The sequence below is a fragment of the Thioalbus denitrificans genome (assembly GCF_003337735.1).
GTDB lineage: Bacteria > Pseudomonadota > Gammaproteobacteria > DSM-26407 > DSM-26407 > Thioalbus > Thioalbus denitrificans.
This window is the reverse complement of record NZ_QPJY01000002.1, coordinates 525,174-551,266: the sequence shown is the minus strand read 5'-3', so window position 1 is coordinate 551,266 and position 26,093 is coordinate 525,174. Positions and strand designations below refer to the sequence as shown.

General features: G+C 66.9%; 19 protein-coding genes and 7 tRNA genes. 23 read left to right on the top strand and 3 right to left on the bottom strand.

What is annotated here, in order from left to right; all coding sequences use genetic code 11:
- Positions 1-342: 342 nt before the first annotated feature.
- Together DFQ59_RS07115 and DFQ59_RS07110 are read right to left on the bottom strand one after the other, a co-directional pair.
- Positions 343-1,083 (bottom strand): UDP-2,3-diacylglucosamine diphosphatase, encoded by a 741-nt coding sequence (locus DFQ59_RS07115; protein ID WP_114278970.1) that lies wholly within the window; start codon positions 1,081-1,083, stop codon positions 343-345.
- 8 nt (positions 1,084-1,091) lie between these two features.
- Positions 1,092-1,688 (bottom strand): peptidylprolyl isomerase, encoded by a 597-nt coding sequence (locus DFQ59_RS07110; protein WP_114278969.1) that lies wholly within the window; start codon positions 1,686-1,688, stop codon positions 1,092-1,094.
- 362 nt (positions 1,689-2,050) lie between these two features.
- Between DFQ59_RS07110 and gltX the strand changes: the two genes are divergently transcribed.
- The gene (gltX, locus tag DFQ59_RS07105; RefSeq protein ID WP_114278968.1) at positions 2,051-3,478 is read left to right on the top strand and encodes a glutamate--tRNA ligase; all 1,428 of its coding nucleotides are present in this window, start codon (positions 2,051-2,053) and stop codon (positions 3,476-3,478) included.
- A gap of 17 nt (positions 3,479-3,495) precedes the next feature.
- A complete protein-coding gene (cysS, locus tag DFQ59_RS07100; protein ID WP_114278967.1) occupies positions 3,496-4,881 on the top strand; it encodes a cysteine--tRNA ligase in 1,386 nt (461 codons plus the stop codon).
- A 308-nt stretch (positions 4,882-5,189) separates the two neighbouring features.
- Here cysS and folD read toward each other — a convergent pair whose 3' ends face one another.
- Positions 5,190-6,047 carry a bifunctional methylenetetrahydrofolate dehydrogenase/methenyltetrahydrofolate cyclohydrolase FolD gene (gene folD, locus DFQ59_RS07095; RefSeq protein ID WP_114278966.1) on the bottom strand — a complete coding sequence of 286 codons (858 nt, stop codon included), beginning with the start codon at positions 6,045-6,047 and terminating at the stop codon, positions 5,190-5,192.
- A gap of 226 nt (positions 6,048-6,273) precedes the next feature.
- Between folD and DFQ59_RS07090 the strand changes: the two genes are divergently transcribed.
- The 21 genes from DFQ59_RS07090 (at position 6,274) to fabF (ending at position 26,051) form a co-directional block, all read left to right on the top strand.
- Positions 6,274-6,350 (top strand) — tRNA-Pro (locus DFQ59_RS07090).
- A 59-nt stretch (positions 6,351-6,409) separates the two neighbouring features.
- Positions 6,410-6,486, top strand: a tRNA-Arg gene (locus DFQ59_RS07085).
- A 36-nt stretch (positions 6,487-6,522) separates the two neighbouring features.
- Positions 6,523-6,598 (top strand) — tRNA-His (locus tag DFQ59_RS07080).
- Positions 6,599-6,666: 68 nt separating this feature from the next.
- A tRNA-Lys gene (locus tag DFQ59_RS07075) sits at positions 6,667-6,742 on the top strand.
- A 232-nt stretch (positions 6,743-6,974) separates the two neighbouring features.
- Positions 6,975-7,059: transfer RNA gene (locus DFQ59_RS07070), tRNA-Leu, on the top strand.
- 112 nt (positions 7,060-7,171) lie between these two features.
- The gene (gene tig / locus DFQ59_RS07065) at positions 7,172-8,470 is read left to right on the top strand and encodes a trigger factor (protein WP_114278965.1); all 1,299 of its coding nucleotides are present in this window, start codon (positions 7,172-7,174) and stop codon (positions 8,468-8,470) included.
- A 112-nt stretch (positions 8,471-8,582) separates the two neighbouring features.
- On the top strand, positions 8,583-9,209 hold the full coding sequence (clpP, locus tag DFQ59_RS07060) for an ATP-dependent Clp endopeptidase proteolytic subunit ClpP (protein ID WP_114278964.1): 627 nt from the start codon (positions 8,583-8,585) through the stop codon (positions 9,207-9,209).
- 150 nt (positions 9,210-9,359) lie between these two features.
- Positions 9,360-10,646, top strand: a complete 1,287-nt coding sequence (gene clpX / locus DFQ59_RS07055) for an ATP-dependent Clp protease ATP-binding subunit ClpX (RefSeq protein ID WP_114278963.1) — start codon at positions 9,360-9,362, stop codon at positions 10,644-10,646.
- 213 nt (positions 10,647-10,859) lie between these two features.
- The gene (gene lon, locus DFQ59_RS07050; protein ID WP_114278962.1) at positions 10,860-13,292 is read left to right on the top strand and encodes an endopeptidase La; all 2,433 of its coding nucleotides are present in this window, start codon (positions 10,860-10,862) and stop codon (positions 13,290-13,292) included.
- Positions 13,293-13,985: 693 nt separating this feature from the next.
- Positions 13,986-14,258, top strand: a complete 273-nt coding sequence (locus tag DFQ59_RS07045) for an HU family DNA-binding protein (RefSeq protein ID WP_114278961.1) — start codon at positions 13,986-13,988, stop codon at positions 14,256-14,258.
- Between the two features lie 12 nt (positions 14,259-14,270).
- A tRNA-Val gene (locus DFQ59_RS07040) sits at positions 14,271-14,346 on the top strand.
- 6 nt (positions 14,347-14,352) lie between these two features.
- Positions 14,353-14,429 (top strand) — tRNA-Asp (locus tag DFQ59_RS07035).
- A 131-nt stretch (positions 14,430-14,560) separates the two neighbouring features.
- A complete protein-coding gene (locus DFQ59_RS07030; RefSeq protein ID WP_114278960.1) occupies positions 14,561-16,459 on the top strand; it encodes a SurA N-terminal domain-containing protein in 1,899 nt (632 codons plus the stop codon).
- Between the two features lie 77 nt (positions 16,460-16,536).
- On the top strand, positions 16,537-20,508 hold the full coding sequence (gene hrpA / locus DFQ59_RS07025; protein ID WP_114278959.1) for an ATP-dependent RNA helicase HrpA: 3,972 nt from the start codon (positions 16,537-16,539) through the stop codon (positions 20,506-20,508).
- Between the two features lie 170 nt (positions 20,509-20,678).
- Positions 20,679-21,149, top strand: a complete 471-nt coding sequence (locus tag DFQ59_RS07020) for a YceD family protein (protein ID WP_170142070.1) — start codon at positions 20,679-20,681, stop codon at positions 21,147-21,149.
- 23 nt (positions 21,150-21,172) lie between these two features.
- Positions 21,173-21,352, top strand: a complete 180-nt coding sequence (gene rpmF, locus DFQ59_RS07015; RefSeq protein ID WP_114278957.1) for a 50S ribosomal protein L32 — start codon at positions 21,173-21,175, stop codon at positions 21,350-21,352.
- Between the two features lie 3 nt (positions 21,353-21,355).
- Positions 21,356-22,384, top strand: coding sequence for a phosphate acyltransferase PlsX (plsX, locus tag DFQ59_RS07010; RefSeq protein ID WP_114278956.1), 1,029 nt, complete (start codon positions 21,356-21,358; stop codon positions 22,382-22,384).
- The gene (locus DFQ59_RS07005) at positions 22,381-23,346 is read left to right on the top strand and encodes a beta-ketoacyl-ACP synthase III (protein WP_114278955.1); all 966 of its coding nucleotides are present in this window, start codon (positions 22,381-22,383) and stop codon (positions 23,344-23,346) included. The genes plsX and DFQ59_RS07005 overlap by 4 nt, the downstream gene beginning before the upstream one ends.
- A gap of 79 nt (positions 23,347-23,425) precedes the next feature.
- Positions 23,426-24,166: a 3-oxoacyl-ACP reductase FabG gene (fabG, locus tag DFQ59_RS07000; RefSeq protein ID WP_114279213.1), complete on the top strand. Its 741-nt coding sequence runs from the start codon at positions 23,426-23,428 to the stop codon at positions 24,164-24,166.
- 192 nt (positions 24,167-24,358) lie between these two features.
- Positions 24,359-24,592 (top strand): acyl carrier protein, encoded by a 234-nt coding sequence (gene acpP / locus DFQ59_RS06995; protein ID WP_114278954.1) that lies wholly within the window; start codon positions 24,359-24,361, stop codon positions 24,590-24,592.
- A gap of 217 nt (positions 24,593-24,809) precedes the next feature.
- Positions 24,810-26,051 carry a beta-ketoacyl-ACP synthase II gene (gene fabF, locus DFQ59_RS06990; RefSeq protein WP_114278953.1) on the top strand — a complete coding sequence of 414 codons (1,242 nt, stop codon included), beginning with the start codon at positions 24,810-24,812 and terminating at the stop codon, positions 26,049-26,051.
- The last annotated feature ends 42 nt before the right edge of the window (positions 26,052-26,093 follow it).

Genomic DNA, 26,093 nt, shown 5'->3' with positions numbered 1-26,093 from the left:
TGTTATTGTAGCCCGGATTATTCTCGCCAAGACGCCAAGACGCCAAGGATAAAATGATCAAGACCATATGAATGGAGCATCAAGCATGGTCTCGTACGAGGGCCACTGCAGTATAAGACCGTTAATCCCTTCTTTTCCTGGCGTTCTTGGCGTCTTGGCGAGAGATTTATGAAATGTTGGGGTTAGGTTTCAGGTACTAAGCAGGTGCGGAGGCATGGACCGGAAGCCGGGATGGCCGTGGCACTGAATATCCGCAGCAGCCAATTGTTTTATTTCAATCTGCGTAATCTGCGTAATCTGCGGTCAAAACAGGGTTGTCTTTGATCCTGTCAATCCTGTCCATTAAACAATCCTTCCCCCGCTGACCACGTCGCGCAGGCGGCAACCGTCGGCGTCGCAGACCAGCACGCTGCCGCGGTCGTCGCGCCAGTCGCCGAGGACGATGCGTTCGGCGTCGGGGGCGATTTCGGGCAGGGGATGGATGCCGGGACGGTGGGTGTGGCCGTGGATGAGGCGGCGGGCGCCGTGTTCGCGCAGGGCGGCGAGCACGGCGTCCGGGGCGGCGTCCATGGCGGCGTAGTCCTTCGCCGTGGTGGCGATCTGGCTCTCGGCGCGCAGGTTGGCGGCGATGGCCCGGCGTTCCGCCAGGGAGCGGCCGAGCATGGCGGCCTTCCACTCGGGCCGGGTCACCTGGGCGCGGAAGGCGAGGTACTCGGTGTCGCCGGTGCAGAGCAGGTCGCCGTGCATGAGCAGGGTGGGGACCCCGTCGAGGTCGATGACGACGTGCTCGGGCAGCAGCGAGCAGCCGGTGGCGGCGGCGAAGTCCCCGCCGAGGAGGAAGTCGCGGTTGCCGTGCTGGACCTGGACCGGGACGCCGCCGGCGACGAGGCGGCGCAGGGCGGCGGTGACCTCGGCCGCCAGGGGGGAGTCGTCGTCGTCCCCGACCCAGGCCTCGAACAGGTCGCCGAGGATGTAGAGGGAATCGCCCCGGCGGGCGTCGCCGGCGAGAAATTCCAGCAGCAGCCGGGTGAGCGCCGGGCGGGCCGGTTCCAGGTGCAGGTCGGCGATGAACAGAACGGCCATTGCGCGGGCTACTCCGCGCTGTCGACCACGCTGGCCCGCTCGATCACCACCGCCTCCAGGGGGGCGTCCCTGGGGAAGGGACCGCCGGCGCCGGTGGCCACGGCGCGGATCCGGTCCACGGTCTCCATCCCCTCGACCACGCGGCCGAAGACGCAGTAGCCCCAGCCGCGGGGAGTCGGTGCGGTGTGATCGAGGAAGGTGTTGTCCTTCACGTTGATGAAGAACTGGGCGGTGGCGGAGTGGGGGTCGCCGGTGCGGGCCATGGCGATGGTTCCGCGCAGGTTCTGCAGGCCGTTGTCCGCCTCGTTGCGGATGGGCGCCCGGGTTTCCCGGCGCTCGTAGTCCGCGCTGAAGCCCCCGCCCTGGATCATGAAATCCTCGATGACGCGATGGAAGAGCGTCCCGTCGTAGAAGCCGTCCCGGACATAGGCGAGGAAGTTCTCTACCGTGGCGGGCGCCTTTGCGGCATCGAGCTCCAGGACGATGTCGCCGAGGCTGGTCTGGAGCTTCACCTGCGGGGCGTCCGCGGCCGCGGCGGTGAACGCGCCACCGGCAAGCAGCGGCAGGAGCAGCAGGACGGTGAGCAGATGACGGCGTGTGGGCATGACGCTTCCTCCGGTTGTCCGATGGGCAGGGATGATACGACCATCACTCCAGGCGGATAAAGGTAAAAAAAACGGATTAACCGCAGATTCGCGTTGATTGGCGTGGATTTTCTGGCCCGGTATAACGGGGGCCACCGTTGCCCATACATGTCGCCATGATGTGGGCAGACGGACAAGGCGCCACTGGTTCCGTGGGCGCCATGGGGGGCCTTCCTTCCGTCACCTGTCCCACGATGGACGCCTGGATATCCGGATCCGACACGCAATTCACGAGAATCAACGCAAATCTGCGGTTAACACGGCCTTTCATTCACCATCCGAGGTGGCCTTGAAGGGTTGGGGGGCGGTAACATTCGCTGCCTATGGCCGACCACGCTCCCGTCACCCGCTTCGCACCCAGTCCCACCGGGCACATGCACCTGGGCAACGCCCGCACGGCGCTGTTCAACGCCCTGCTGGCGCGCGCCGGCGGCGGCCGCTTCCTGCTGCGGGTGGAGGACACCGACCGGGACCGCTCGGAGGCGGCGTTCGAGACCTCGCTGCTGGAGGACCTCCGCTGGCTGGGGCTGGCCTGGGATCCGGCGCCGGGGCACGCGGACGGTTTCTACCGCCAGTCGGAGCGTGCGGCGCTGTATTCGGATCTCTTCGCCCGCCTGCTCGAGCAGGGTGACGCCTATCCCTGCTTCTGCACCGGGACGGACCTGGACCGCGTCCGCCAGGAACAACTCGCCGCCGGACGGCCGCCCCGCTACCCCGGCACCTGCCGCCACCTGGACCCGGAGACGGTAGCCCAACGCCTGGATCGGGGCGAACCGGCCAGCCTCCGCTTCCGGGTGCCGGCGGGGGAGACACTCCGCTTCGACGACCTGGTGCGCGGTCCCCAGTCCTTCGCCAGCGACGACCTGGGTGACTTCGTCATCCGCCGCAGCGACGGCACGGCGGCGTTCCTGTTCGGCAATGGGGTGGACGATGCGCTGATGGGCGTGACCCACGTGCTGCGGGGCGAGGATCACCTCTCCAATACCCCGCGCCAGCTGCTGGTGCAGCGGGCACTGGGGCTGGCGCACCCACTCTATGGCCACCTGCCCCTCATCGTGGGCCAGGACGGGGCGCCCCTGTCCAAGCGTCACGGCAGCCTCTCGATGCGGGATCTGCGTGCTGAGGGCTACCTGCCCGGGGCGGTGATCAACTACCTCGCCCGGCTGGGCCACCACCTGCCCGACGAGAACCTGCACGACCTCGCCGGCCTCGGCCGGGCTTTCGGACTCGCCGCGCTGGGCCACGCCCCGGCCAGGTTCGACGTGGACCAGCTCCGCCACTGGCAGCGGGCGGCCGTCGGCGCCAGCTCCGGGGCGGCGCTGTGGGAGTGGCTGGGGGCGGGCGTGCGGGCACTGGTGCCGGATGGCGCGGCGATGGACTTCATCGCGGCCATCCGTCCCAACGTGGTGCTGCCGGAGGATGCCCGCTACTGGGCCACCATCCTGTTCCGGGACCCCCTGCCGGTGAACCCGGACGCCGAGGCGGTGCTGCGCGAGGCGGGGCCGGAATTCTTCCACGCCGCCGCCGCGGCCTGGTCCGCGGGTGACCCCGGGGCTTTCACCACCCGCCTGCGCCAGGCCACCGGGCACAAGGGCCGGAGCCTGTTCCACCCGCTGCGGGTGGCGCTCACCGGCGAGGCGGACGGCCCGGAGCTCGGCCGCCTGATCCCGCTGCTGGGCACGGCCCGGGTGACGGAGCGGTTGCGCCGGGCCGGGCTGCTGGCGGCGGGCGTCTCCTCATCGACTCATTGAAACCACAGGGAATCGCGATGCTTCAGGTCTACAACACCCTGACCCGAAAGAAGGAGCCGTTCCGGCCCCTCGAGCCCGGCAAGGTGCGCATGTACGTGTGCGGCATGACCGTGTACGACTACTGCCACCTGGGGCATGCCCGGGTCATGGTGGTGTTCGACGTCATCGTGCGCTGGCTGCGCGCGAGCGGCTTCGAGGTCAACTACGTCCGCAACATCACCGACATCGACGACAAGATCATCCAGCGGGCCAACGAGCGCGGCGAGGATTTCCGCGCCCTGACCCGGCGCTTCATCGACGCCATGCACGAGGATGCCGATGCCCTCGGCGTGCTGCGCCCGGACCACGAGCCGCGGGCCACCGACTCCATGCCCGATATCCTCCACCTCATCGGCCGGCTGGTGGAGAACGGCCACGCCTACGTGGCCGCCAACGGTGATGTCTACTACGACGTGAGCCGCTTCCCCGACTACGGCAGGCTCTCGGGCAAGAAGGTGGACGAGCTGCGCGCCGGGGAACGGGTGGCGGTGGGCGAGCAGAAGGACGACCCGCTGGACTTCGCCCTGTGGAAGGCGGCCAAGCCGGGCGAGCCGGCGTGGGATTCCCCCTGGGGCCCGGGGCGGCCCGGCTGGCACATCGAGTGCTCGGCCATGTCCACCTGCTGCCTCGGCAACCATTTCGACATCCACGGCGGCGGCCAGGACCTGCAGTTCCCCCACCACGAGAACGAGATCGCCCAGAGCGAGGGCGCCACCGGCGAGCCCTTCGTCAACTACTGGCTGCACAACGGCTTCGTGCGGGTGAACGAGGAGAAGATGTCCAAGTCCCTGGGCAACTTCTTCACCGTGCGCGAGATCCTGGCGCGCTACCGCCCCGAGGAGGTGCGCTACTTCATCCTCACCAGCCAGTACCGCAGCCCGCTGAACTATGCCGACGACCAGCTGGACAAGGCCCGCGCCGCGCTGACCCGCCTCTACACGGCCCTGCGTGGCCTCCCGGAGGCGGCCCCCGCCACAGGCGATTTCGCCGCCCGCTTCGCCGCAGCGATGGACGACGACTTCAACACCCCCGAGGCGCTGGCGGTGCTGTTCGACCTGGTGACGGCCGTGAACCGCGCCCGCGAGAGCGACCCGGCGCAGGCCGCGGCGCTCGGCGCCGAGCTGCGCCGCCTGGGCGGCCTTCTCGGCCTGCTGCAGGACGACCCCGAGGGCTACCTCAAGGGCGCGCCGGCGACGGAGGAGGGCGGCCTGGGCGACAGCGACATCGACGCGCTCATCGACGCCCGCACCCGGGCGCGCAAGGCGCGCGACTGGGCCGAGGCCGACCGCATCCGCGACCAGCTCCAGGACGCCGGCGTCATCCTCGAGGACGGCGCCGGGGGGACCACCTGGCGGCGGGGGTAGGTTTTTTCAATGGACAGGATTTACAGGATTAGAAACAACAGGACAAAAAGATTTTTAACCGCAGATTACGCAGATTACGCAGATTGGTAAATAAACAAGGGATGGATCCACTTACGCGTCGTTCAGGGACTGCTGCCACCTGTCAAGCTGGTGCCTTTGAACCTATTGAGGGCACAGGTCCCCGGTGACTGCCTACGACCTCCACCGCTTTGGCACTTTCAACCCTTTGTTATTTTTAATCTGCGTAATCTGCGTAATCTGCGGATAACAAAGTGCTTTGGTCCTGTTGTTCCGGTCTATTCCAACCATCAGTCAGGATGGAGCTCGTTGGCGGCGTAGAGGGTGTTTTCGAGCAGGGTGGCGATGGTCATGGGGCCGACGCCGCCGGGGACGGGGGTGATCCAGGCGGCGCGCTCGCGGGCGGCGTCGAATTCCACGTCGCCGGCCAGCTTGCCGTTGTCCAGGCGGTTCATGCCCACGTCGATGACGATGGCCCCGGGCTTGATCCACGCGCCGCGGATGAGGCCGGGGCGGCCCACGGCGGCCACCACCAGGTCGGCGCGGGCGATGTGGGCGGACAGGTCCCGGGTGCGGCTGTGGCAGACGGTCACGGTGCAGCCGGCGCCGAGCAGCTCCAGGGCCATCGGCCGCCCGACGATGTTGGAGGCACCCACGATCACCGCGTCGAGGCCCGCCAGCTCGACCCCGGTGCGGGAGAGCAGGGTCATCACGCCGTGGGGGGTGCAGGGGCAGAGCAACGGCATGCGCACGGCCAGCCGCCCCATGTTGTAGGGATGGAAGCCGTCCACGTCCTTGTCCGGGCGGATGCGTTCGATGACCTTTTTCGGATCGACGTGGTCCGGCAGCGGCAGCTGGACCAGGATTCCGTCCACGCCGGGATCGGCATTCAGTTCATCCACCAGCGCCAGGATTTCCGCCTCGGGCGTGTCGGCCGGCAGATCGTGGCTCACCGAGACGAAGCCCACCTCATGGCAGGCATTGCGCTTGCCGCGTACGTAGACCTGGGAGGCGGGGCTCTCGCCCACCAGCACCACGGCGAGGCCCGGCGGCCGCCGGCCCGCGGCCACCCGCTGTTCCACGCCCGTCTTTACCTGGCTGCGGACTTCCGCGGCCACCGCTCTGCCGTCAAGTATCTGTGCGCTCATCGAAGCAATATTCGTGGTGGATGGTTGTGTATTCGTGGACAAGAAAAGTTTAAAATTATCTCACGCAAGACGGGGTTTCGTCACGCCAGGTCGGGGTGCCCCCCGCCGGCGGCGGGTTGGTGGCAGAATGATTGACGGGGCCGTTCGTGGCGCGTATCATTCGCAACCTTCCTGAGCGGGGTCGGTTGGTACGGTCCCGCAGAACGCTCTGGTTGCGGTGTGTTCACGGGGTATAGCGCAGCCTGGTAGCGCACCTGCTTTGGGAGCAGGGAGTCGGGGGTTCAAATCCCTCTACCCCGACCAGTTTCCTGTGCAGGCGCACCGGCGGTCGCGTGGTGGTGTGTACAGAAGGTTTCAACCATGCGCCCGTAGCTCATCCGGATAGAGCATCGGCCTTCTAAGCCGAGGGTAGCAGGTTCGAGTCCTGCCGGGCGTGCCAGACAACTGGCCGGCTGGTGTGACGACAGGTTTTATGGTGAGCGTAGCTCAGTTGGCAGAGCCCCGGATTGTGGATCCGGTGGTCGTGGGTTCGAGCCCCATCGCTCACCCCAGTTGTTTGCAGTGCGAGGGTGTTGAGTAGGGCACCCGGTTGTGAAAAACTGTTGCAATAGTGTTCCGCGGGCCGTTAGCTCAGTTGGTAGAGCAGCTGACTCTTAATCAGCGGGTCGAAGGTTCGAATCCTTCACGGCCCACCAAACAGACCGCAAACCCGGCCACTCGCCGGGTTTTTTTTTGCCATGGCCGGGTTGTGCCCGTCGCGGTCCCATTGCGGCAGAAACGGGCGCTGGCGGAGCCGCGTCGGGGTGGCTTCACGGCGGCTGCGGATCATGGCGCGGCGCGCCCGGAGGCCGGGCCGGCCGGTGGTTTCTGAAGGTGGCTTTGGCAGGGTCTGCGTTAGTATACTATCGCGATTGCCGTGGAAATCAGGCGAAAGTGGCGGAATTGGTAGACGCGCTGGATTTAGGTTCCAGTGGGGGAACCCGTGAGAGTTCGAGTCTCTCCTTTCGCACCAGTTCAGGCCTGATGGGCGCGCGGCCAGCGGCCGCCGTGGATCCGGACGGCCTCCCCATGAATCTTTGAGAACGACACGGTGTGCCGGCCATGCCGTTGATTGGAGTGGAGACATGCAGGTTTCAGTGGAAACGACCGAGGGTCTTGAACGTCGCCTGTCCGTGGAGGTTCCCGCGGAGCGGATCGACAGCGAAGTGCAGCAGCGCCTGAAGAAAATGGCCGGCAGCGTGCGCCTGGATGGCTTCCGTCCCGGCAAGGTGCCCATGAAGGTGGTCCAGAACCGCTTCGGGGAGCAGATCCGGCACGAGGTCATCGGCGAGGTGCTGCAGTCGAGCTTCTACGAGGCCATCAGCCAGGAGAAGCTCCGCCCCGCCGGCCGTCCCGAGATCGAGCCCACCAGCATGGAGCCGGGCAAGTCGCTGGCCTACACGGCGGTGTTCGAGGTCTATCCCGAGCTCACGCTGGCCGGCATGGACCAGATCAAGGTCGAGCGTCCCGTCACCGGCATCGAGGCGGCCGACGTCGACCGCATGATCGAGACCCTGCGCAAGCAGCGCACCACCTGGGAGGCCGTGGAGCGTCCGGCGCAGGATGGTGATCAGCTGGTGATGGATTTCGAGGGCACCATCGACGGCGAGGGTTTCCAGGGCAACAAGGCCGAGGGCGCCAGGCTGGTGCTCGGCAGCGGCCGCTTCATCCCCGGGTTCGAGGAGGGGATGCTGGGCGCCGCGGCCGGCGAGGAGCGCACCCTGGATCTCCAGTTCCCCGAGGATTATCCGGCCCAGGAAGTGGCGGGCAAGCCGGTCCGGTTCAAGGTCAGGCTCACCGCCGTGGAGGAGCCGAAACTGCCGGAGGTCGACGCGGAGTTCGCCAGGTCCTTCGGGGTCGCCGACGGCGATCTGGACAGCCTGCGCGAGCAGGTGCGCGAGAACATGCAGCGCGAACTGGACCAGACGATCAAGAACACGGTCAAGAACCAGGTGATGGACGGACTCATCGAGGCCAATCCCATCGAGATTCCGAAGGCGCTGATCACCGAGGAGATCAGCCGTCTCCAGGAGCAGGCGCGGATGCAGTTCGGCGGTGGCGCGGACATGAAGCTCCCCGACGAGATGTTCACCGACCAGGCGGAGCGGCGCATCAAGCTGGGGCTCATCCTGGCCGAAATCATCCAGGCCAACCAGATGAAGGTGGATCCGGAGCGCCTGCGCAGCACCATCGAGAACATCGCGGCGGCCTACGAGGACCCGGAGCAGGTGGTCAAGTGGTACTACAGCCGCAAGGACCAGATGTCCGAGCTGGAGTCGGTGGTGCTCGAGGACCAGGTGGTGGACTGGATCCTGGGCCAGGCCCAGGTCACGGAGAAAGAAACCCCGTTCAACGAGTTGATGAAAGTGGGTGAAGGGGCCTGATAAGCTGGTGCTGGCCACCCTCGGGGGTGGCGCAGCATACCGGCAGCCACCGTTGCAGGGGCTCCGGGTCGATTCACAGGCCGCTTCGCACAGTCCGCACAGAGGAACTTACATGTCCGACATTCAAGCCCTGAACCTGGTGCCCATGGTGGTGGAGCAGTCGGCCCGCGGTGAACGGGCCTACGATATCTACTCGCGCCTGCTGAAGGAGCGGGTGGTGTTCCTGGTGGGGCCGGTGGAGGACTACATGGCCAACCTGGTGGTGGCCCAGCTCCTGTTTCTCGAGTCGGAGAATCCGGACAAGGATATCCACCTCTACATCAATTCGCCGGGGGGCTCCGTCAGCGCCGGGCTGGCCATCTATGACACCATGCAGTTCATCAAGCCCGACGTGAGCACCATGTGCATCGGGCAGGCGGCGAGCATGGGGGCGCTGCTGCTCACCGCGGGAGCGGCGGGCAAGCGCCACGCCCTGCCGCATTCGCGCATCATGATCCACCAGCCCCTGGGCGGGGTGCAGGGCCAGGCCTCGGATATCGAGATCCATGCCCGCGAGATGCTCCAGACCCGGGACCGCCTGAACAAGATTCTTGCCAACCACACCGGGCAGCCCCTGGACAAGATTCGCGTGGATACCGATCGCGACAATTTCATGAGCGGGGATGATGCCGTCGCCTACGGCCTGATCGACTCGGTCCTGACCCAGCGCGGGACCCCGGCCAGGGGCAAGGACGAGTAGACGCCGGAACCACGAAACACGGCCGATGTCTGATACATTCCGGGCCTCGGCCGTCGGCTTGAGCACCCAGGCTCCGTAGGGTTGCAAATCTGCGCATTTGTCTGCATCTTGACACCTGGAAGGATGCGCATTACCAGGTGAGGTGGGGTTATGAGTAACGATCAGAACACCCGGGACGACGGCGGAAAGCTTCTGTACTGCTCGTTCTGCGGCAAAAGTCAGCACGAGGTGCGTAAGCTGATCGCCGGTCCTTCCGTGTTCATCTGCGATGAGTGCGTGGAGCTGTGCAACGACATCATCCGCGAGGAGGTGCAGGAGCACGCCACCCAGGGCAAGGGCGACAAGCTGCCCACCCCCCACGAAATCCACACGATCCTGGACGAGTACGTGATCGGCCAGGGGCATGCGAAGCGCGTTCTTTCCGTGGCGGTCTACAACCACTACAAGCGCCTGCGCACGAAGGTCAATCGCGAGGACGTGGAACTGGCCAAGAGCAACATCCTGCTCATCGGCCCCACCGGCTGCGGCAAGACGCTGCTGGCGGAGACCCTCGCCCGGCTGCTCAACGTGCCCTTCACCATCGCCGACGCAACCACCCTCACCGAGGCCGGCTACGTGGGTGAGGACGTCGAGAACATCATCCAGAAGCTGCTGCAGAAGTGCGACTACGATGTGGACAAGGCCCAGACCGGCATTGTCTATATAGACGAGATCGACAAGATCTCGCGCAAGTCGGACAACCCCTCCATCACCCGCGACGTCTCGGGCGAGGGGGTGCAGCAGGCGCTGCTGAAGCTCATCGAGGGCACGGTGGCCTCGGTGCCGCCCCAGGGGGGGCGCAAGCATCCCCAGCAGGAGTTCCTGCAGGTGGACACCTCCAACATCCTGTTCATCTGCGGCGGGGCCTTCGCCGGCCTGGAGAAGATTATCCGCGGCCGGTCGGAGAAGGGCGGGATCGGTTTCTCCGCCGAAGTGCGGCCGCGGGACGACAAGCGCAGCATCAGCGAGACGCTCCGCGACGTGGAGCCGGAGGACCTCATCAAGTACGGCCTCATTCCGGAGTTCGTCGGCCGCCTGCCGGTGGTGGCGACCCTGGAGGAGCTGGACGAGGCGGCGCTGATGAAGATTCTCACCGAGCCCAAGAACGCCCTGACCAAGCAGTATTCACGCCTGTTCGAGATGGACGACGTGGAGCTGGAGTTCCGCGAGGATGCCCTGCGCGCCATTGCCCGCAAGGCCATGGAGCGCAAGACCGGTGCCCGCGGCCTGCGCTCCATCGTGGAAGGCGCACTCCTCGACACCATGTACGACATTCCCTCCGTGGAAGGGTTGACCAAGGTGGTGCTGGACGAGTCGGTCATCCAGGGTGAGTCGGAACCCCTGCTGATCTACGAGAACACCGAGACACCCCAGCGCCTCGCATCCGACAAGAGCTGAGACCGGCGGGCCGGGCGGGGAGGGTCCTCCCGCCCGGCACGCGGGTTCGCCCGGGCCGGAACGGCCAACAACCGGTTCCGGGCAGAAATATCCTCCCGCTGTACTTGAAATCCACTACCGCGGTCCGCATATAATAACCCAGTGCGACACTAGGGTGTTTCCTGGGACGCAGATTCGGGCCCGTCAGGTCCCCAGCCAACGAGGTACTCCAATATGGAGCAGCAAGAGCACTTCCAGTCCGAAAGCCTGGTCCTGCCAGTTCTTCCCCTGCGCGATGTGGTGGTCTATCCGCACATGGTGATCCCGCTGTTCGTTGGCCGGGAAAAGTCCATCAATGCCCTGGAAGCGGCGATGGCCGAGGACAAGCAGATCCTGCTGGTGGCCCAGAAGAGCGCGACCCAGGATGATCCGGAGCAGGGTGACATCTACACCATCGGCAGCCTGTCCACGATCCTGCAGCTGCTCAAGCTCCCCGACGGCACGGTGAAGGTGCTGGTGGAGGGCGCCCAGCGCGCCGAGATCAGCCGCTTCGTCGCTGACGACCCCTTCTTCAAGGCGGAGATTGCCGTCCTGCCCCAGGAGAAGCTGGATGAACGCGAGTCGGAGGTCCTCTCCCGCTCGGTCATCGCCCAGTTCGACCAGTACGTGAAGCTGAACAAGAAGGTCCCGCCGGAGATTCTCACCTCCCTGGCCGGGATCGATGACCCCGATCGCCTGGCCGACACCGTGGCGGCGCACATGTCGCTCAAGATCGAGGAGAAGCAGAAGATCCTCGAAATCCGCAGTGCCCGCGAGCGCCTCGAGCACCTCATCGGCCTGATGGAGTCGGAGATCGATCTGCTGCAGGTGGAGAAGCGCATCCGCAACCGCGTCAAGCGGCAGATGGAGAAGAGCCAGCGCGAGTACTACCTGAACGAGCAGATGAAGGCCATCCAGAAGGAGCTGGGTGAGCTGGAGGACGCGCCCAACGAGATCGAGGATCTCGCCCGCAGGATCGAGGAATCGGGCATGTCCAAGGAGGCCAAGGAGAAGGTCACCGCGGAGCTGAACAAGCTGAAGATGATGTCGCCCATGTCCGCCGAGGCGACGGTGGTGCGCAACTACATCGACTGGCTGGTGGGCGTGCCGTGGAAGAAGCGCACCAAGGTCAGCCGCGACCTGGCCAAGGCCGAGGAGATTCTCGAAGCCGATCACTATGGCCTGGAGAAGGTCAAGGAGCGGATCATCGAATATCTCGCGGTGCAGACCCGGGTGCGGAAGCTCAAGGGCCCGATTCTGTGCCTGGTGGGCCCCCCCGGCGTGGGCAAGACCTCGCTCGGCCGTTCCATCGCCCGGGCGACGAACCGCAAGTTCACCCGCATGTCCCTCGGCGGCGTGCGCGACGAGGCGGAAATCCGCGGCCACCGCCGCACCTACATCGGCTCCATGCCAGGCAAAATCATCCAGAAGCTCTCCAAGGTCGGGACGCGCAACCCGCTGTTCCTGCTCGACGAAATCGACAAGATGGCGATGGATTTCCGCGGCGATCCCTCCTCGGCGCTGCTGGAGGTGCTCGATCCGGAGCAGAACCACACCTTCAATGATCACTACCTGGAAGTGGACTACGACCTGTCCGACGTGATGTTCGTGGCCACGGCCAACTCCCTGAACATCCCCGCGCCCCTGCTCGACCGCATGGAGGTCATCCGCATCCCCGGCTATACCGAGGATGAGAAGGTCAACATCGCCCAGCGCTACCTGGTTCCGAAGCAGATCCGGGAGAACGGCCTCAAGGAGAGCGAGCTCGCCCTCACCGAGGCGGCGATGCGGGACATCGTCCGCTACTACACCCGGGAGGCCGGGGTGCGCAGCCTGGAGCGGGAAATCTCCAAGATCTGCCGCAAGGTGGTGAAGGAGGTCCTCCTCAAGCCCAAGGAGCGGAAAATCAGCGTCACCCCCAAGGGCCTGGAACACTACCTGGGCGTGAAGCGCTTCCGCTTCGGTCGGGCCGAGGAACAGGACCAGGTGGGGCAGGTGACCGGGCTGGCCTGGACGGAGGTGGGCGGCGAGTTGCTCACCATCGAGGCCGTGGCCGTGCCGGGCAAGGGCAAGGCCGTGTTCACCGGGCGCCTGGGCGACGTGATGCAGGAGTCCATCCAGGCCGCCATGACCGTGGTGCGCAGCCGGGCCGCGACCCTGGGCATCGAACCCGAGTTCTACGAAAAGCGCGACATCCACATCCACGTGCCGGAGGGAGCCACGCCCAAGGACGGTCCGAGCGCCGGTGTGGGCATGTGCACGGCCCTGGTCTCCTCGCTGACCGGAATCCCCGTGCATGCCGATGTGGCCATGACCGGTGAAATCACCCTGCGTGGCGAGGTGCTGCCCATCGGCGGGCTGAAGGAAAAGCTGCTGGCGGCCCACCGCGGCGGCATCGGCAGGGTGCTGATACCCGAAGAGAACAAGCGCGATCTGAAGGAGATACCGAAGAACATCAAGCAGGATCTGGAGATCATCCCGGTCAAATGGATTGACCAGGTGCTCGAGATCGCCCTGCAGCATGTTCCCGAGCCCCTGCCGGCCAAGGATGAGACGCCGACCGAGAGCGTGGCGCCCAAGGCCAAGACCGAGAAGGCCAAGAAGAACACGCGCATCGGCACGCACTAGCTGTGCGGCTGGTTCCGCGTTTGGGGAAGGGTCTCTCACGCCGTCAACAGGCGATCCCGTGTCGGTCGCCGGCGGATCCGGTCGGCCGCGCGTGAGCGCACGGCCCTGTCATGTCCGGTGGCGCGGCCAGGGCGCAGGCCGGCTCCCGGTGCGGCAACGGGTTTTCCGACTGCCGGAACGGTCGCCGGGAAGCCTGTCGGCGGTTCATTGAGAGCCGAAATTCACAAAAGAGGCGATCGGACCTTAACAGGTGCGTTCCGCTGACGTAGTATCACCCGGTGTGCCGCTGTCCGGGTGGGCAGCCGTCCGGCGCTTCGACAGCACGAGTTCCACAGGTTCATCGGTACGGCGTCACAGTACTTCCACGGGCAAGCCATCAGCGGTGGCTCGCGCGTCGTGCTTCCGAATCAGTGGATTCTGAACCAGGGGCGGTTGCCGCCGGTGCAGTAGCAGCAGGTGCCGTACCCGAGGCTCGCAGTCTTGCATTTCCTGCAGGGTAAACGGTCTGCTGCCCAGGATCGGTTGCCGCGGAGTGGTCCGCTATTCGCGCCACCCCGTGTTTTTCCGGGTCTGAGTGAAATATTTTCGACTATCCGCTTGACGGCTTTGTGGGCCTGTTGGTATAAATTGCGCCTCCCGCGGAGGCATCCCACACCGCCGGAAAGCACGACGAACTTGAGGGGGGGAACACCTGTGAACAAGTCCGAACTCGTTGATGCGATCGCCGCTGAAGCCGACGTCTCCAAAGCCGCCGCCGGTCGTGCAGTGGATGCCATGGTCTCCGCCATCACCACCGCTCTGCAGCGGGGTGAGCAGGTCAGTCTGGTTGGCTTCGGTACCTTCTCCGTGCGCGAACGCGCCGCGCGGACCGGCCGCAACCCGCAGACCGGCGAGAATATCGAGATCCAGGCCGCGCGGATTCCGGCTTTCAAGGCTGGCAAGGCACTCAAGGATGCAGTAAACTAACGCGCCTTCCTTGGGTGCTTAGCTCAGCTGGGAGAGCATCGCCCTTACAAGGCGAGGGTCGGGGGTTCAAGCCCCTCAGCACCCACCAGTCTACGGAGTGGTAGTTCAGTTGGTTAGAATACCGGCCTGTCACGCCGGGGGTCGCGGGTTCGAGTCCCGTCCACTCCGCCAACACTGAAAAGGGTGCACCCGCGAGGGTGCGCCCTTTTTTTATTTCATCACCTGCTTGGCGTTTGGCCGGTTTGTCACCGGCGCCCGAATTGGCTACGCTGAGCCGCTTGTGACCGGACGAGGATAATCAGATGCTGCAGGATATCAGGGAGAAGGCGCAGGGTTGGATCGCCTGGGCCATCGTCATCTTGATCAGCATTCCCTTCGCGCTCTGGGGTATCAACTCCTATTTCGGTTCCGGGGCCTCCGTGACCGTGATGGAGATCAATGGCACCGAAGTGGAGCGGGGGGAGTTCCAGCAGCTCTACCAGCAGCAGCGCCGCCAGTTCGAGGCTCTGCTCGGCAACAACTCGGGCCAGGTGAGCGAGGAGATGCTGCGGGAGAGCGTGCTCGAGGGCATCATCCGCAACCAGCTGCTCCTGCAGGGCGCCGCCGATGCCGGGTTCCGCATCGGCGACGAGCAGCTCGCGGCGCGGATCCACGCCATGTCCGAGTTCCAGAGCAACGGCGCCTTCAACAAGTCCCTCTACGAGTCGCGCCTGCGCGGCGGCGGCTACAGTCCGGCCGGTTTCGAGGCGAGCCTGCGCAGCGGGATGCTCACCGACCAGGTGGAGACCGGAATCACCGTGACCGAATTTGCCACGCCGCTGGAGGTGGACGACGCGCTGCGTCTGCGCGATCAGCGGCGCCAGGTGGGTTTCCTGACCGTTGCCGCCGGCAGCTTCACCGACCGGATCACCGTCAGCGATGGGGACATCGAGCAGTACTACAACGACAACCGCGATCGTTACGTGACCGAGGAACAGGTGAAGGTGAGTTACCTGGACCTGTCGGTCGACTCCATCGCCGCGCAGTTGCAGCCCACCGAAGCGGCCCTGAAGGCGTACTACGAGGCCCACCTCGACAGCTACCGGACCGAGGGCGCACGCCGTGCCGCCCATATCCTGATCCAGGCGGACCCGAAAGACGAGGAGGCCATGGCGGCGGCGCGGCAGAAGGCCGGGGACCTGCTGGCACAGCTGCGCGATGGCGCCGATTTCGGCGCGCTGGCCCAGGCGAACTCCGATGATCCCGGCTCCGCAGGCCAGGGGGGCGATCTCGGTTTCTTCGGCCGCGGTGTCATGGACCCGGCGTTCGAGGAGGCGGTCTACGGCCTGCAGCCGGACGAGATCTCGGAGCCCGTGGAGACCGCCTTTGGTGTCCACATCATCAAGCTCCTGGACGTGCGCCCCGGCGCGACCAAGAGTTTCGAGGATGCGCTCGACCAGGTGCGTCGCGACTATGCGCGCCACGAGGCCGAGACCGAGTTCTACGAGAAGGCGGAAACCCTGACCAACCTCGCCTATGAACAGCCCGATTCCCTGCAGCCGGCGGCGGATGCGCTCGGCATGTCCGTGCAGGGCACCGACTGGTTCGGGCGCGAGGGCGGTACCGGCATCGCCGGGAATCCGCGGGTAGTCGAGGCCGCCTTCAGCGACGAGGTGCTGAACGGAAACAACAGCGAGGTGCTGGAGCTCGATGCCAACCGCTACCTCGTGCTCCGGGTCCAGGAACACCGTCCTTCCGCGCCCCAGCCCCTGGAGACGGTGCGTGAGGATATCCGCGCGACCCTGGTGCAGGCGCGGGCCGAGGAGCGTGCACGCGAGCTGGGACAGCAGGTGCTCACCGCCATCCGTGACGGCCAGGCGCCGGAGGCCGCGGCCGCGGAGCACTCGCTGAAGTGGCAGCCTCCGGCCACTGTGGGCCGCAACGCCCCGGAGCTGGATCCCGCCGTCCTGCGCACCGCGTTCGCCATGCCCCGTCCGCAGCCGGGCGCCTCGGCCACCGATGGCGTCCCCCTGCCCGACGGCGACTATGCCGTGGTGGTGCTCACCGGGGTGGTTGACGGGGATCCGGCCGCCGCCGACGCCGGGCAGCGGCGCCGGATCACCCAGCAGCTGGTGCGTGGATTCGGTGACAACGATTATCTCTACTACAACGAAACCCTTCGCGCCGACGCCGAGGTGGTCATCCGGCGCGACAATCTCTGATCGACGGGCCGCAGCCGTGACGGGCCGCCGCGCTGACCGCCCGGCGGCCCGTTCCGTTCCGGTGTCCACGTCCTGAAATGACCCTCCACCACGCCGTCAAGATCCTGCAGGCGGAGCTGCATGGGTGCATGCTCGCCGACCGCCGCCGCCTGCGCGGCCGCCTCCGCAGGCTCCTGGAGCGGGGCGAGGGCATGGACAAGCTGGCGGTGCTGGAAGCCGAGGTCCGGGCCTCCGCGGCGCGCCGGGAACGCCGCCGCGCCGCGCTGCCCGTCCCCGAATTTCCCCCTGAACTCCCGGTATCCGCCCAGCGGGACGTCATCGCCGACGCCATCCGCGACCACCAGGTGGTGGTGATCGCCGGCGAGACCGGCTCGGGCAAGACCACCCAGCTGCCGAAGATATGCCTCGAGCTGGGGCGCGGCGTCGACGGCCTGATAGGCCACACCCAGCCCCGCCGCATCGCCGCCCGCAACGTCGCCCAGCGGATTGCCGACGAATTGGGCACACCGCTCGGGCAGGCGGTGGGCTACAAGGTGCGCTTCACCGACCGTGGCGGCGGCGACACCCACATCAAGCTGATGACCGACGGCATCCTGCTGGCGGAGACCCAGGGCGACCGCCGCCTGGAGCAGTACGACACCCTCATCATCGACGAGGCCCACGAGCGCAGCCTCAACATCGACTTCCTGCTCGGCTACATCCGGCAGCTGCTGCCGCGGCGTCCCGATCTGAAGGTGATCATCACCTCGGCCACCATCGATCCCCAGCGTTTCTCGCGCTTTTTCGGCGGCGCGCCGGTGCTGGAGGTGTCGGGCCGCACCTACCCGGTGGAGGTCCGCTACCGGCCCCTCTACAGCGGCGAAGGCGCCGACGGGGACCGGGACCAGCTGCAGGGAATCCTGGATGCGGTGGACGAGGCGGCCCGGCACGGCCCGGGCGACACGCTGGTATTCCTGGCCGGCGAGCGCGAAATCCGGGAGACCGCCGAGGCGCTGCGCAAGCACCATCCCCCCCATACCCAGATCCTGCCCCTGTTCGCGCGCCTCTCGGCGGCCGAGCAGCAGCGCGTGTTCGCGCCCCACGGCGGGCGTCGCATCGTGCTCGCCACCAACGTGGCGGAAACCTCCCTGACGGTCCCGGGCATCCGCTACGTGGTGGACCCGGGCACCGCCCGCATCAGCCGCTACAGCGTGCGCAGCAAGGTGCAGGGGCTGCTCATCGAGCCGATCTCCCAGGCCAGCGCCAACCAGCGCAAGGGACGCTGCGGACGCATCAGCGCCGGGCTCTGTTTCCGCCTCTATGCAGAGGAGGATTTCCTCTCCCGTCCGGAGTTCACCGATCCCGAGATCCTGCGCACCAACCTCGCCGCGGTGATCCTGCGCATGCAGGCGCTGGGGCTCGGCGACGTGGAGCGGTTCCCCTTCCTCGACGCCCCCGATGCGCGGGCCGTCAACGATGGCTTCCGCCTGCTGGGCGAGCTCGGAGCGCTGGACGGACACCGCGGGCTGACCCCGCTGGGGCGCCAGCTGGCGCGTCTGCCGGTGGATCCGCGCATCGGGCGCATGGTCCTCGCCGGCGCCGAGCGCCATTGCCTGGAGGAGGTGCTGATCATCGCCAGCGCCCTGAGCATCCAGGATCCCCGCGAACGCCCGCTGGAGGCGCAGCAGGCGGCGGACGAGGCGCACAAGGCGTTCCGCCATCCGGAATCCGACTTCCTGGGCCACGTTAACCTGTGGCGCGTCTACCAGGAACAGAAGCAGCACCTGTCCCAGAACAAGCTGCGCCGCTGGTGCCGGGACCATTTCCTCTCCTTCCTGCGCATGCGCGAATGGGAGGACATCCATACCCAGATTTTCACCCTGGTGCGGGAGATGGGGATGCGTCCCAACCAGGTGCCGGCCGAGTACGACGCGGTGCACAAGGCGCTGCTGTCCGGGTTGCTGGACAACGTGGCCCTGCGCATCGATGGCGGGGAGGGGGAGGGCGCGGAGAAGAGCGGCCGCCGGCGGCCGCCCACCCAGTACCAGGGCGCCCGCGGCACCCGCCTCCAGATCTTTCCCGGTTCCTCCCTGGCGGCCCGCAAGCCGCGGTGGATCGTGGCCGCGGAGCTGGTGGAGACCCAGCGGGTCTACGCCCGCGGGGTGGCGCGGGTGGAGCCGGAATGGGTGGAGGAGGTGGGCGCCCACCTGGTCCGTCGCAACCTCTTCGATCCCCACTGGGAGAAGCGTCCGGCCCGGGTGATGGCCTATGAGCGGGTCTCCCTCTACGGCCTGGTCCTGCAGCCGAAGCGCCCGGTGCACTACGGACCCGTTGCGCCGGATGAGGCGCGCGAAATCTTCATCCGCGCGGCCCTGGTCCGGGGCGATTACCGTACCGACGCGGAGTTCTTCGCCCACAACCGCGCGCTCATCGAAGAGGTGGAGGGGCTGGAGTCCAAGTCCCGCCGGCGGGACATTCTCGTGGACGAGGCGGTGCTCTACGAGTTCTACGATCGGCAGGTCCCGGCCGGAATCCACAGCGGCGCCCAGTTCGAGAAGTGGCTGCGCCAGGCCGGCCGGGAGCGGCCGGACCTGCTGCATCTCAGCCGCGAGTACCTGATGCAGCATGGCGCCGCCGGGATCACCGAGGACAGTTTCCCCGGGACGCTGGAAGTGGAGGGGCTCACCCTGCCCCTCGACTACCACTTCGAGCCCGGGCATGAAGCGGACGGTGTCACCGTCAGTGTGCCGGCGGCGGCGCTCAACCAGTTGCGACCGGAGGCGTTCGGCTGGCTGGTGCCGGGGCTGCTGCGGGACAAGGTGATCGCGCTGATCAAGTCCCTGCCCAAGTCGCTGCGGCGCAGCTTCGTCCCGGTGCCGGATTTCGCCGATGCCTGCCTGGAGCGGATGGAGGCGGGGGCCGGCGAGCTGACCGTGGCGCTGGGTACGGCGCTGGCGCAGATGACCGGGATCAGGGTGCCGGCCGAGGCGTGGCGGGAGGCGGCGCTGCCCGATCACCTGCGGATGCGGTTCCGGGTGCTCGAAGGGAAGCGGGAACTGGCCAGCGGCCGCGATCTCCCCGCCCTGCGGGACCAGCTCCAGGGGGTCGCGCGGCAGAGCTTCCGCAAGGCCTCCGACCGTCGGTTCGAGCGGGAAGGGATCCGCTCCTGGGACTTCGGCGACCTGCCCGAGCAGGTGGTGCTCGATTCCCGCGGCGGCCTGAGTGGCTACCCGGGACTGGTGGACCGGGGCGAGGCGGTCGACCTGCGCCTGTTCGACACGCCGCAGAAAGCGGAGACGGCCAGCCGGCACGGGCTCACGCGCCTGTTCCTGCTGGCCCTGGGCACCGATGCCCGGCGCCTGGCCAAGGGACTGCCGGTGAGCCGCGCCATGTGCCTGCACTACACGCTGGCGGTGCGCGCGGAGCCGCCGGCGACGGTGATGCTGCCCGCCGACGACCCGGATCTAGCGCCGTGCGAGGCGCTGCGGCGGGACCTGTTGCGGGCCGCGGCGGTGGAGGTCTTTCTGGGCGACGCCCCCCTGGCGCGGGACCGGCAGGCCTTCGAGCGCCGGCTGGAGGAGGGGCGGCGGCGCCTGGTCGAGACGGCCAACCGACTCGCGGCCAGCACCGAGCGGGCCCTGGAAACCTACCACGGGGTCGCGGGGCGGCTCGCACGGGAGCCCGGTCCGGCCGACGCTCCGGCCTGGGCCGACCTGCGCGAGCAGCTCGGCGCCTTGGTCTACCGCGGCTTTGCCGCCGTCACCCCGGCCGAGTCGCTGCGCCACCTGCCGCGCTACCTGGCCGCCATGGAGCGCCGGCTGGAGAAGCGGGCGCTCAACCCGGCGCGGGACGACCAGTCCATGGCCGAGATCCGCCCCCTGTGGGAGGCCTGGCGCCGGCGGGCCGAGGTCGTGGCGGGCGAGGGGCGCTGCGATCCGGCGCTGGTGGCGTTCCGCTGGGCGCTGGAGGAGCTGCGGGTCTCCCTGTTCGCCCAGGAGCTCAAAACCGCCCAGCCGGTCTCGCTGAAACGGCTGCGCAACCGGTGGGCGGAGCTGGAATGCGTCGACTAGCCCGCCGCGTCGGCGGAGGCTTAGCCGGGGTCGGGCCGGTGATCAGGATCCGTCCTGCGTACAGCGCTTTTGACTACCCTTGCACCATGCAATAAAATTGCCGGCTTATGTTGCGTGGGCCGCTGCCGAAGCTGATCGACCCTGTCGCGCTGGCGCGAGCCGGTACGCGGGTGGAGGGCGATCTGCCGCTGGCGGACCTCACCCGGCTGTGCGGCTGTCTGACGGACGACGCGGGTGTGGTGGATGTCGTGCTGGAGTTCGGCACCGGAGAGGGCCGGTTGCGCTACGTGCGCGGCAGGCTGCGGGCCCGGGTGTCGCTCATCTGCCAGCGCTGCCTTCAGCCCATGGAGCTTGAGCTGGAGCAGCCGGTCGAGCTGGAGATAGTCCCCAGCGACGAGGCGGCGCGGTCGCTGCACGGCGATCGCGATCCCCTCGTGGCCACCGGTGAGCCCCTTGACCTGGCCACCCTCGTCGAGGATGAACTGCTGCTGGCGCTGCCGTTTGCGCCCATGCATGAACTCGATGCGTGCCCCGCCGCCGGCGAGCCGCACGAGACAGAGGAAGAAGTTGAGCCCGGTGCCGCGCCGGAGCGGGAGAATCCGTTCAGCGTTCTGGCGGCACTGAAGAAAGACCGTGACTGATATTTTTCGGGAGTGACCCGGTAATGGCCGTTCAGCAGAATCGAAAGACCCGTTCCAAGCGTGGCATGCGCCGCGCCCACGACGCCCTGACCAGCAAGGCTCTGTCCATCGAGCCCACCAGCGGCGAGACCCATCTGCGCCACCACGTGAGCCCCGATGGCTACTACCGTGGCCGCAAGATCGATACCGGCAAGGCCGAGTAAGCGTTGAGCCCCACGACGATCGCCCTGGACGCCATGGGTGGCGACCACGGGCCATCCGTGGTGGTTCCGGCTGCGCTGAAGCAGCTGGACAGGGAACCGGAACTGCGCATCATCCTGGTGGGTGATCGCGAGGTTCTCGAGCGCGAGCTCAAGTCGTGCGGGCGTCTCGGAGACGATCGCCTGCGGGTTCATCACGCCTCGCAGAAGGTGGAGATGGACGAGCCGCCGGCCCAGGCGCTGCGCAACAAGAAGGACTCCTCCATGCGCGTGGCCATCAACCTGGTCAAGCAGGGGGAGGCCGGCGCCTGTGTCAGCGCGGGCAACACCGGCGCCCTGATGGCGACGGCCCGTTATGTCCTCAAGACCCTGCCGGGTGTGGACAGGCCGGCCATCATCACCGCCCTGCCCACCATCACGGGACATACCCATGTGCTGGACCTGGGGGCCAACGTCGACTGCAGCGCCGAGCACCTGTTCCAGTTCGCGGTCATGGGCTCGGTGCTGGTGGCGGCGGTGGACGGCAATGCCCGGCCGCGGGTGGGCCTGCTCAACATCGGTGAGGAGGCCATCAAGGGCAACGAGCAGGTCAAGGAGGCCGCCACGCTGCTGTCCCGATCCGATGCCGTCAACTACATCGGCTACGTGGAGGGGGACGATATCTACAAGGGCAGCGCGGACGTGGTGGTCTGCGACGGCTTTGTCGGCAACGTGGCCCTGAAGACCAGCGAGGGGGTGGCCAGGATGATCAGCCACTTCATGCGCCAGGAGTTTACCCGGAACTGGCTGACCCGGATTGCCGGCCTGCTGGCCCTGCCGGTGCTGCGGGCATTCCGCCACCGGGTCGATCCGCGCCGCTACAACGGCGCCAGCCTGGTGGGGCTGCAGGGCATCGTGGTGAAGAGCCATGGCAGCGCCGATGAGCTGTCCTTCGCCAACGCCATCCAGGTGGCCCGGCGCGAGGCGCAGAAGAACGTTCCGGAACGCATCAGCCATCAACTCAGTTCACTGCTACTGGAAAGGCGGGCGGTTTGAAATACTCACGGATAATCGGCACCGGCGGCTACCTGCCGGAACAGGTCCGGACCAACGCGGACCTGGAGAAGCTGGTGGATACCACCGACCAGTGGATCGTGGAGCGCACCGGCATCCGCCGCCGCCATGTGGCCGGAGCCGACGAGACCGCCTCCAGCATGGCCGAGATCGCCGCCCGGCGGGCGCTTGAGGCGGCCGGCAAGACGCCGGAGGATGTGGGGCTCATCATCGTGGCCACCAGCTCCCCCGACCGCATCTTCCCCAGCACCGCCTGCCTGGTGCAGCAGCGGCTCGGCATCAGGAACGGCTGCCCGGCCTTCGACGTGCAGGCCGCCTGCGCCGGTTTCGCCTACGGGCTCAGCATCGCCGACCAGTTCATCCGCACCGGAGCGGCCGCTACCGCGCTGGTGATCGGCAGCGAGGCGAATTCCCGCATCCTCGACTGGACCGACCGCGGCACCTGCATCATCTTCGGCGACGGCGCCGGCGCCGTGCTGCTGGGGGCCTCGGAGGAGCCGGGCGTCCTCTCCACCCACATCCACGCCGACGGCAGCTACAAGGATCTGCTCTACGTGCCGAACCCGCTGGAGGGGCAGGAGGCCGACGGGCGCAAGCCGCACATGCGCATGTTCGGCAGCGAAGTGTTCAAGGTGGCCGTCAACACGCTGGGCCGGATCGTCGACGAGACCCTCGAGGCGAACGGCATGACCCGCGCCGACGTGGACTGGCTGGTTCCGCACCAGGCCAACATCCGCATCATCCAGGCCACCGCCAGGAAGCTGCGCATGCCCATGGAGCGGGTGGTGGTGACCATCGAGGACCAGGGCAACACCTCCGGCGCCTCGGTGCCCCTGGCGCTGGACGAGGCAGTGCGCGACGGCCGCATCAAGGCGGGCGATGTGGTGCTGCTGGAGGCCTTCGGCGGCGGATTCACCTGGGGTTCGGCGCTGGTCAGATTCTGAACCCCGCTACCGGGCCGCAGGGCGGCGGGCAACGCCCCGCGCCGGCGGCACGCCACCAACCGGGAACTCAACCATGACGATGCTGGAAGGAAAAATCGCTCTGGTCACCGGCGCCAGCCGCGGGATCGGACAGGCCATTGCCCTGGAGCTGGGACGGCAGGGCGCGATGGTCGTCGGTACGGCCACCTCCGACCGGGGCGCCGAGGCCATCACCGCGGCCCTGGCGGAGCAGGGCGTCGAGGGGCGCGGAATGACGCTGGATGTCTCCGACGCCGGTTCGGTCAGCGCCCTGCTCGAGGCCCTGGGCAAGGAACCGGGCACCCCCGACATCCTGGTCAACAACGCCGGAATCACCCGCGACAACCTTCTCATGCGCATGAAGGACGAGGAGTGGGAGGCAATTCTGAACACCAACCTCACCTCGGTCTACCGCATGAGCAAGGCCTGCCTGCGCGGCATGATGAAGGCGCGCTGGGGCCGCATCATCAGCATCGCCTCGGTGGTGGGAGCCATGGGCAACGCCGGGCAGACCAACTACGCCGCCGCCAAGGCCGGCGTGATGGGCTTCACCCGGGCGCTGGCCCGCGAGGTGGGAAGCCGGAACGTGACCGTGAACACCGTTGCGCCCGGCTTCATCGACACCGACATGACCCGCGCGCTGCCCGATGATCAGCGCACCGCCCTGCTGGGCCAGATACCGCTCGCCCGCCTGGGACAGCCCGGGGAGATCGCCTCCGCGGTGGCATTCCTGGCATCTCCGGGTGCCGGCTATATCACCGGCGAGACCCTCCATGTGAATGGCGGGATGTACATGGGTTGAGAGCAAAACAACCAGAAATCAACAAAATAGGCGAGCAGCCGGTCTGCCGGGCCAGGTGCTTGGGACACCCCGGGAAGCGGGCATCAATCCAGGATGGACGGGCAAATCGCCTTGCAACTTATCGGCGTTTTTATAAACTACCAACCGCAGTTATCGAGCTGCATCCTGTGCGTTTAGGAGGACAATCCTGTCATGAGCACTATTGAAGAGCGCGTCAAGAAGATCGTGGTCGAGCAGCTGGGGGTGAAGGAAGAGGAGGTCACCCGCGAGGCCTCGTTCGTCGACGACCTGGGTGCTGATTCGCTGGACACTGTTGAGCTGGTCATGGCTCTCGAGGAGGAGTTCGAGTGCGAAATCCCCGATGAGGAGGCCGAGAAGATCACCACTGTCCAGCAGGCTATCGACTACATCGAAGCTCATAGCTGAGTCGGGATGCAGCTGGCGCGCTGCTTCACTCCGGGAGGCACTTTCAGAGTGAAGCAGCGCGCTGGAATGGGCCGCCGGCCATAGCGGTCGGCGGCCTTTCTCTGTTTGTGCCCGTCCATCAGCCTTATTCGTCACGCGGGCGGTTCGTCCGGCCGCTGTCCAGGCGGACCATCCAGAATGCGGCTTCCGGGCCGCCATCGGCATAGAGGGTTTACCTTTGGCTAGGAAGCGTGTTGTTGTCACCGGCCTCGGCATGGTCTCTCCCCTTGGTCTCAGTGTCGCGGAGTCCTGGGAGAATGCGCTCGCCGGCAAGAGTGGCATCGGCCCCATCGAGCACTTCGACACCTCGGCTTTCAGCACCCGTTTCGGGGGTTCGATCAGGAACTTCAATGTTGAGGAGTACCTGCCGCCGAAGGAAGCCAAGAAGATGGATGCGTTCATCCATTACGGCATTGCGGCCGGCGTCCAGGCGGTCCGTGACTCCGGGCTCGAGGTGACCGAGGAGAACGCCCACCGCATCGGCGTGGCCATCGGTTCGGGCATCGGCGGTCTGCCGGCCATCGAGCGCAATCACGAAACCTACATGAAGAGCGGCCCGCGCCGCATCTCGCCGTTCTTCGTGCCCAGCGCCATCATCAACATGATCTCCGGCAACCTGTCCATCATGTACGGGTTCAAGGGGCCGAACATCGCCATCGTCACCGCCTGCACCACCGGTACCCACAACATCGGCGAGGCCGGGCGCATCATCGCCTACGGTGATGCCGACGTGATGATCGCGGGCGGCGCGGAGATGGCCACCTCACCACTGGGGCTCGGCGGCTTCGGCTCCGCCCGGGCGCTCTCCACCCGCAACGATGCCCCGGAGCAGGCCAGCCGCCCGTGGGATCGCGACCGCGACGGCTTCGTGCTCAGCGACGGCGGCGGCGTGGTGGTGCTGGAGGAGTACGAGCACGCCAAGCGCCGCGGCGCCACCATCTATGCCGAACTGGTGGGCTTCGGCATGAGCGGCGATGCCTACCACATGACCCTGCCGCCGGCGGAGGGCGAGGGTGCCGCCACCTGCATGGCCAATGCCCTGCGCGATGCCGGGATGAACCCCGACGCGGTGCACTATGTCAACGCCCATGGGACCTCCACCCCGGCCGGCGATGTGGCCGAGACCCGGGCGGTGAAGACCACCTTCGGTGAACACGCCCGCAAGCTGGTGGTGAACTCCACGAAGTCGATGACCGGACACCTGCTCGGCGCGGCCGGGGCGGTGGAGGCCATCTTCTCCATCCTCGCCATCCGCGACCAGGTCTCTCCGCCGACCATCAACCTCGACAACCCCGATGCGGAATGCGACCTGGACTACGTTGCCCACACCGCCCGGGAGATGAAGATCGACGTGGCGCTGTCGAACTCCTTCGGTTTCGGCGGCACCAACGGAACCCTGATCTTCCGCAAACCTGATTAGCGAAAGCCCCCGCCGTGGCGGGGGCTGCAACCGGCAGGCGGT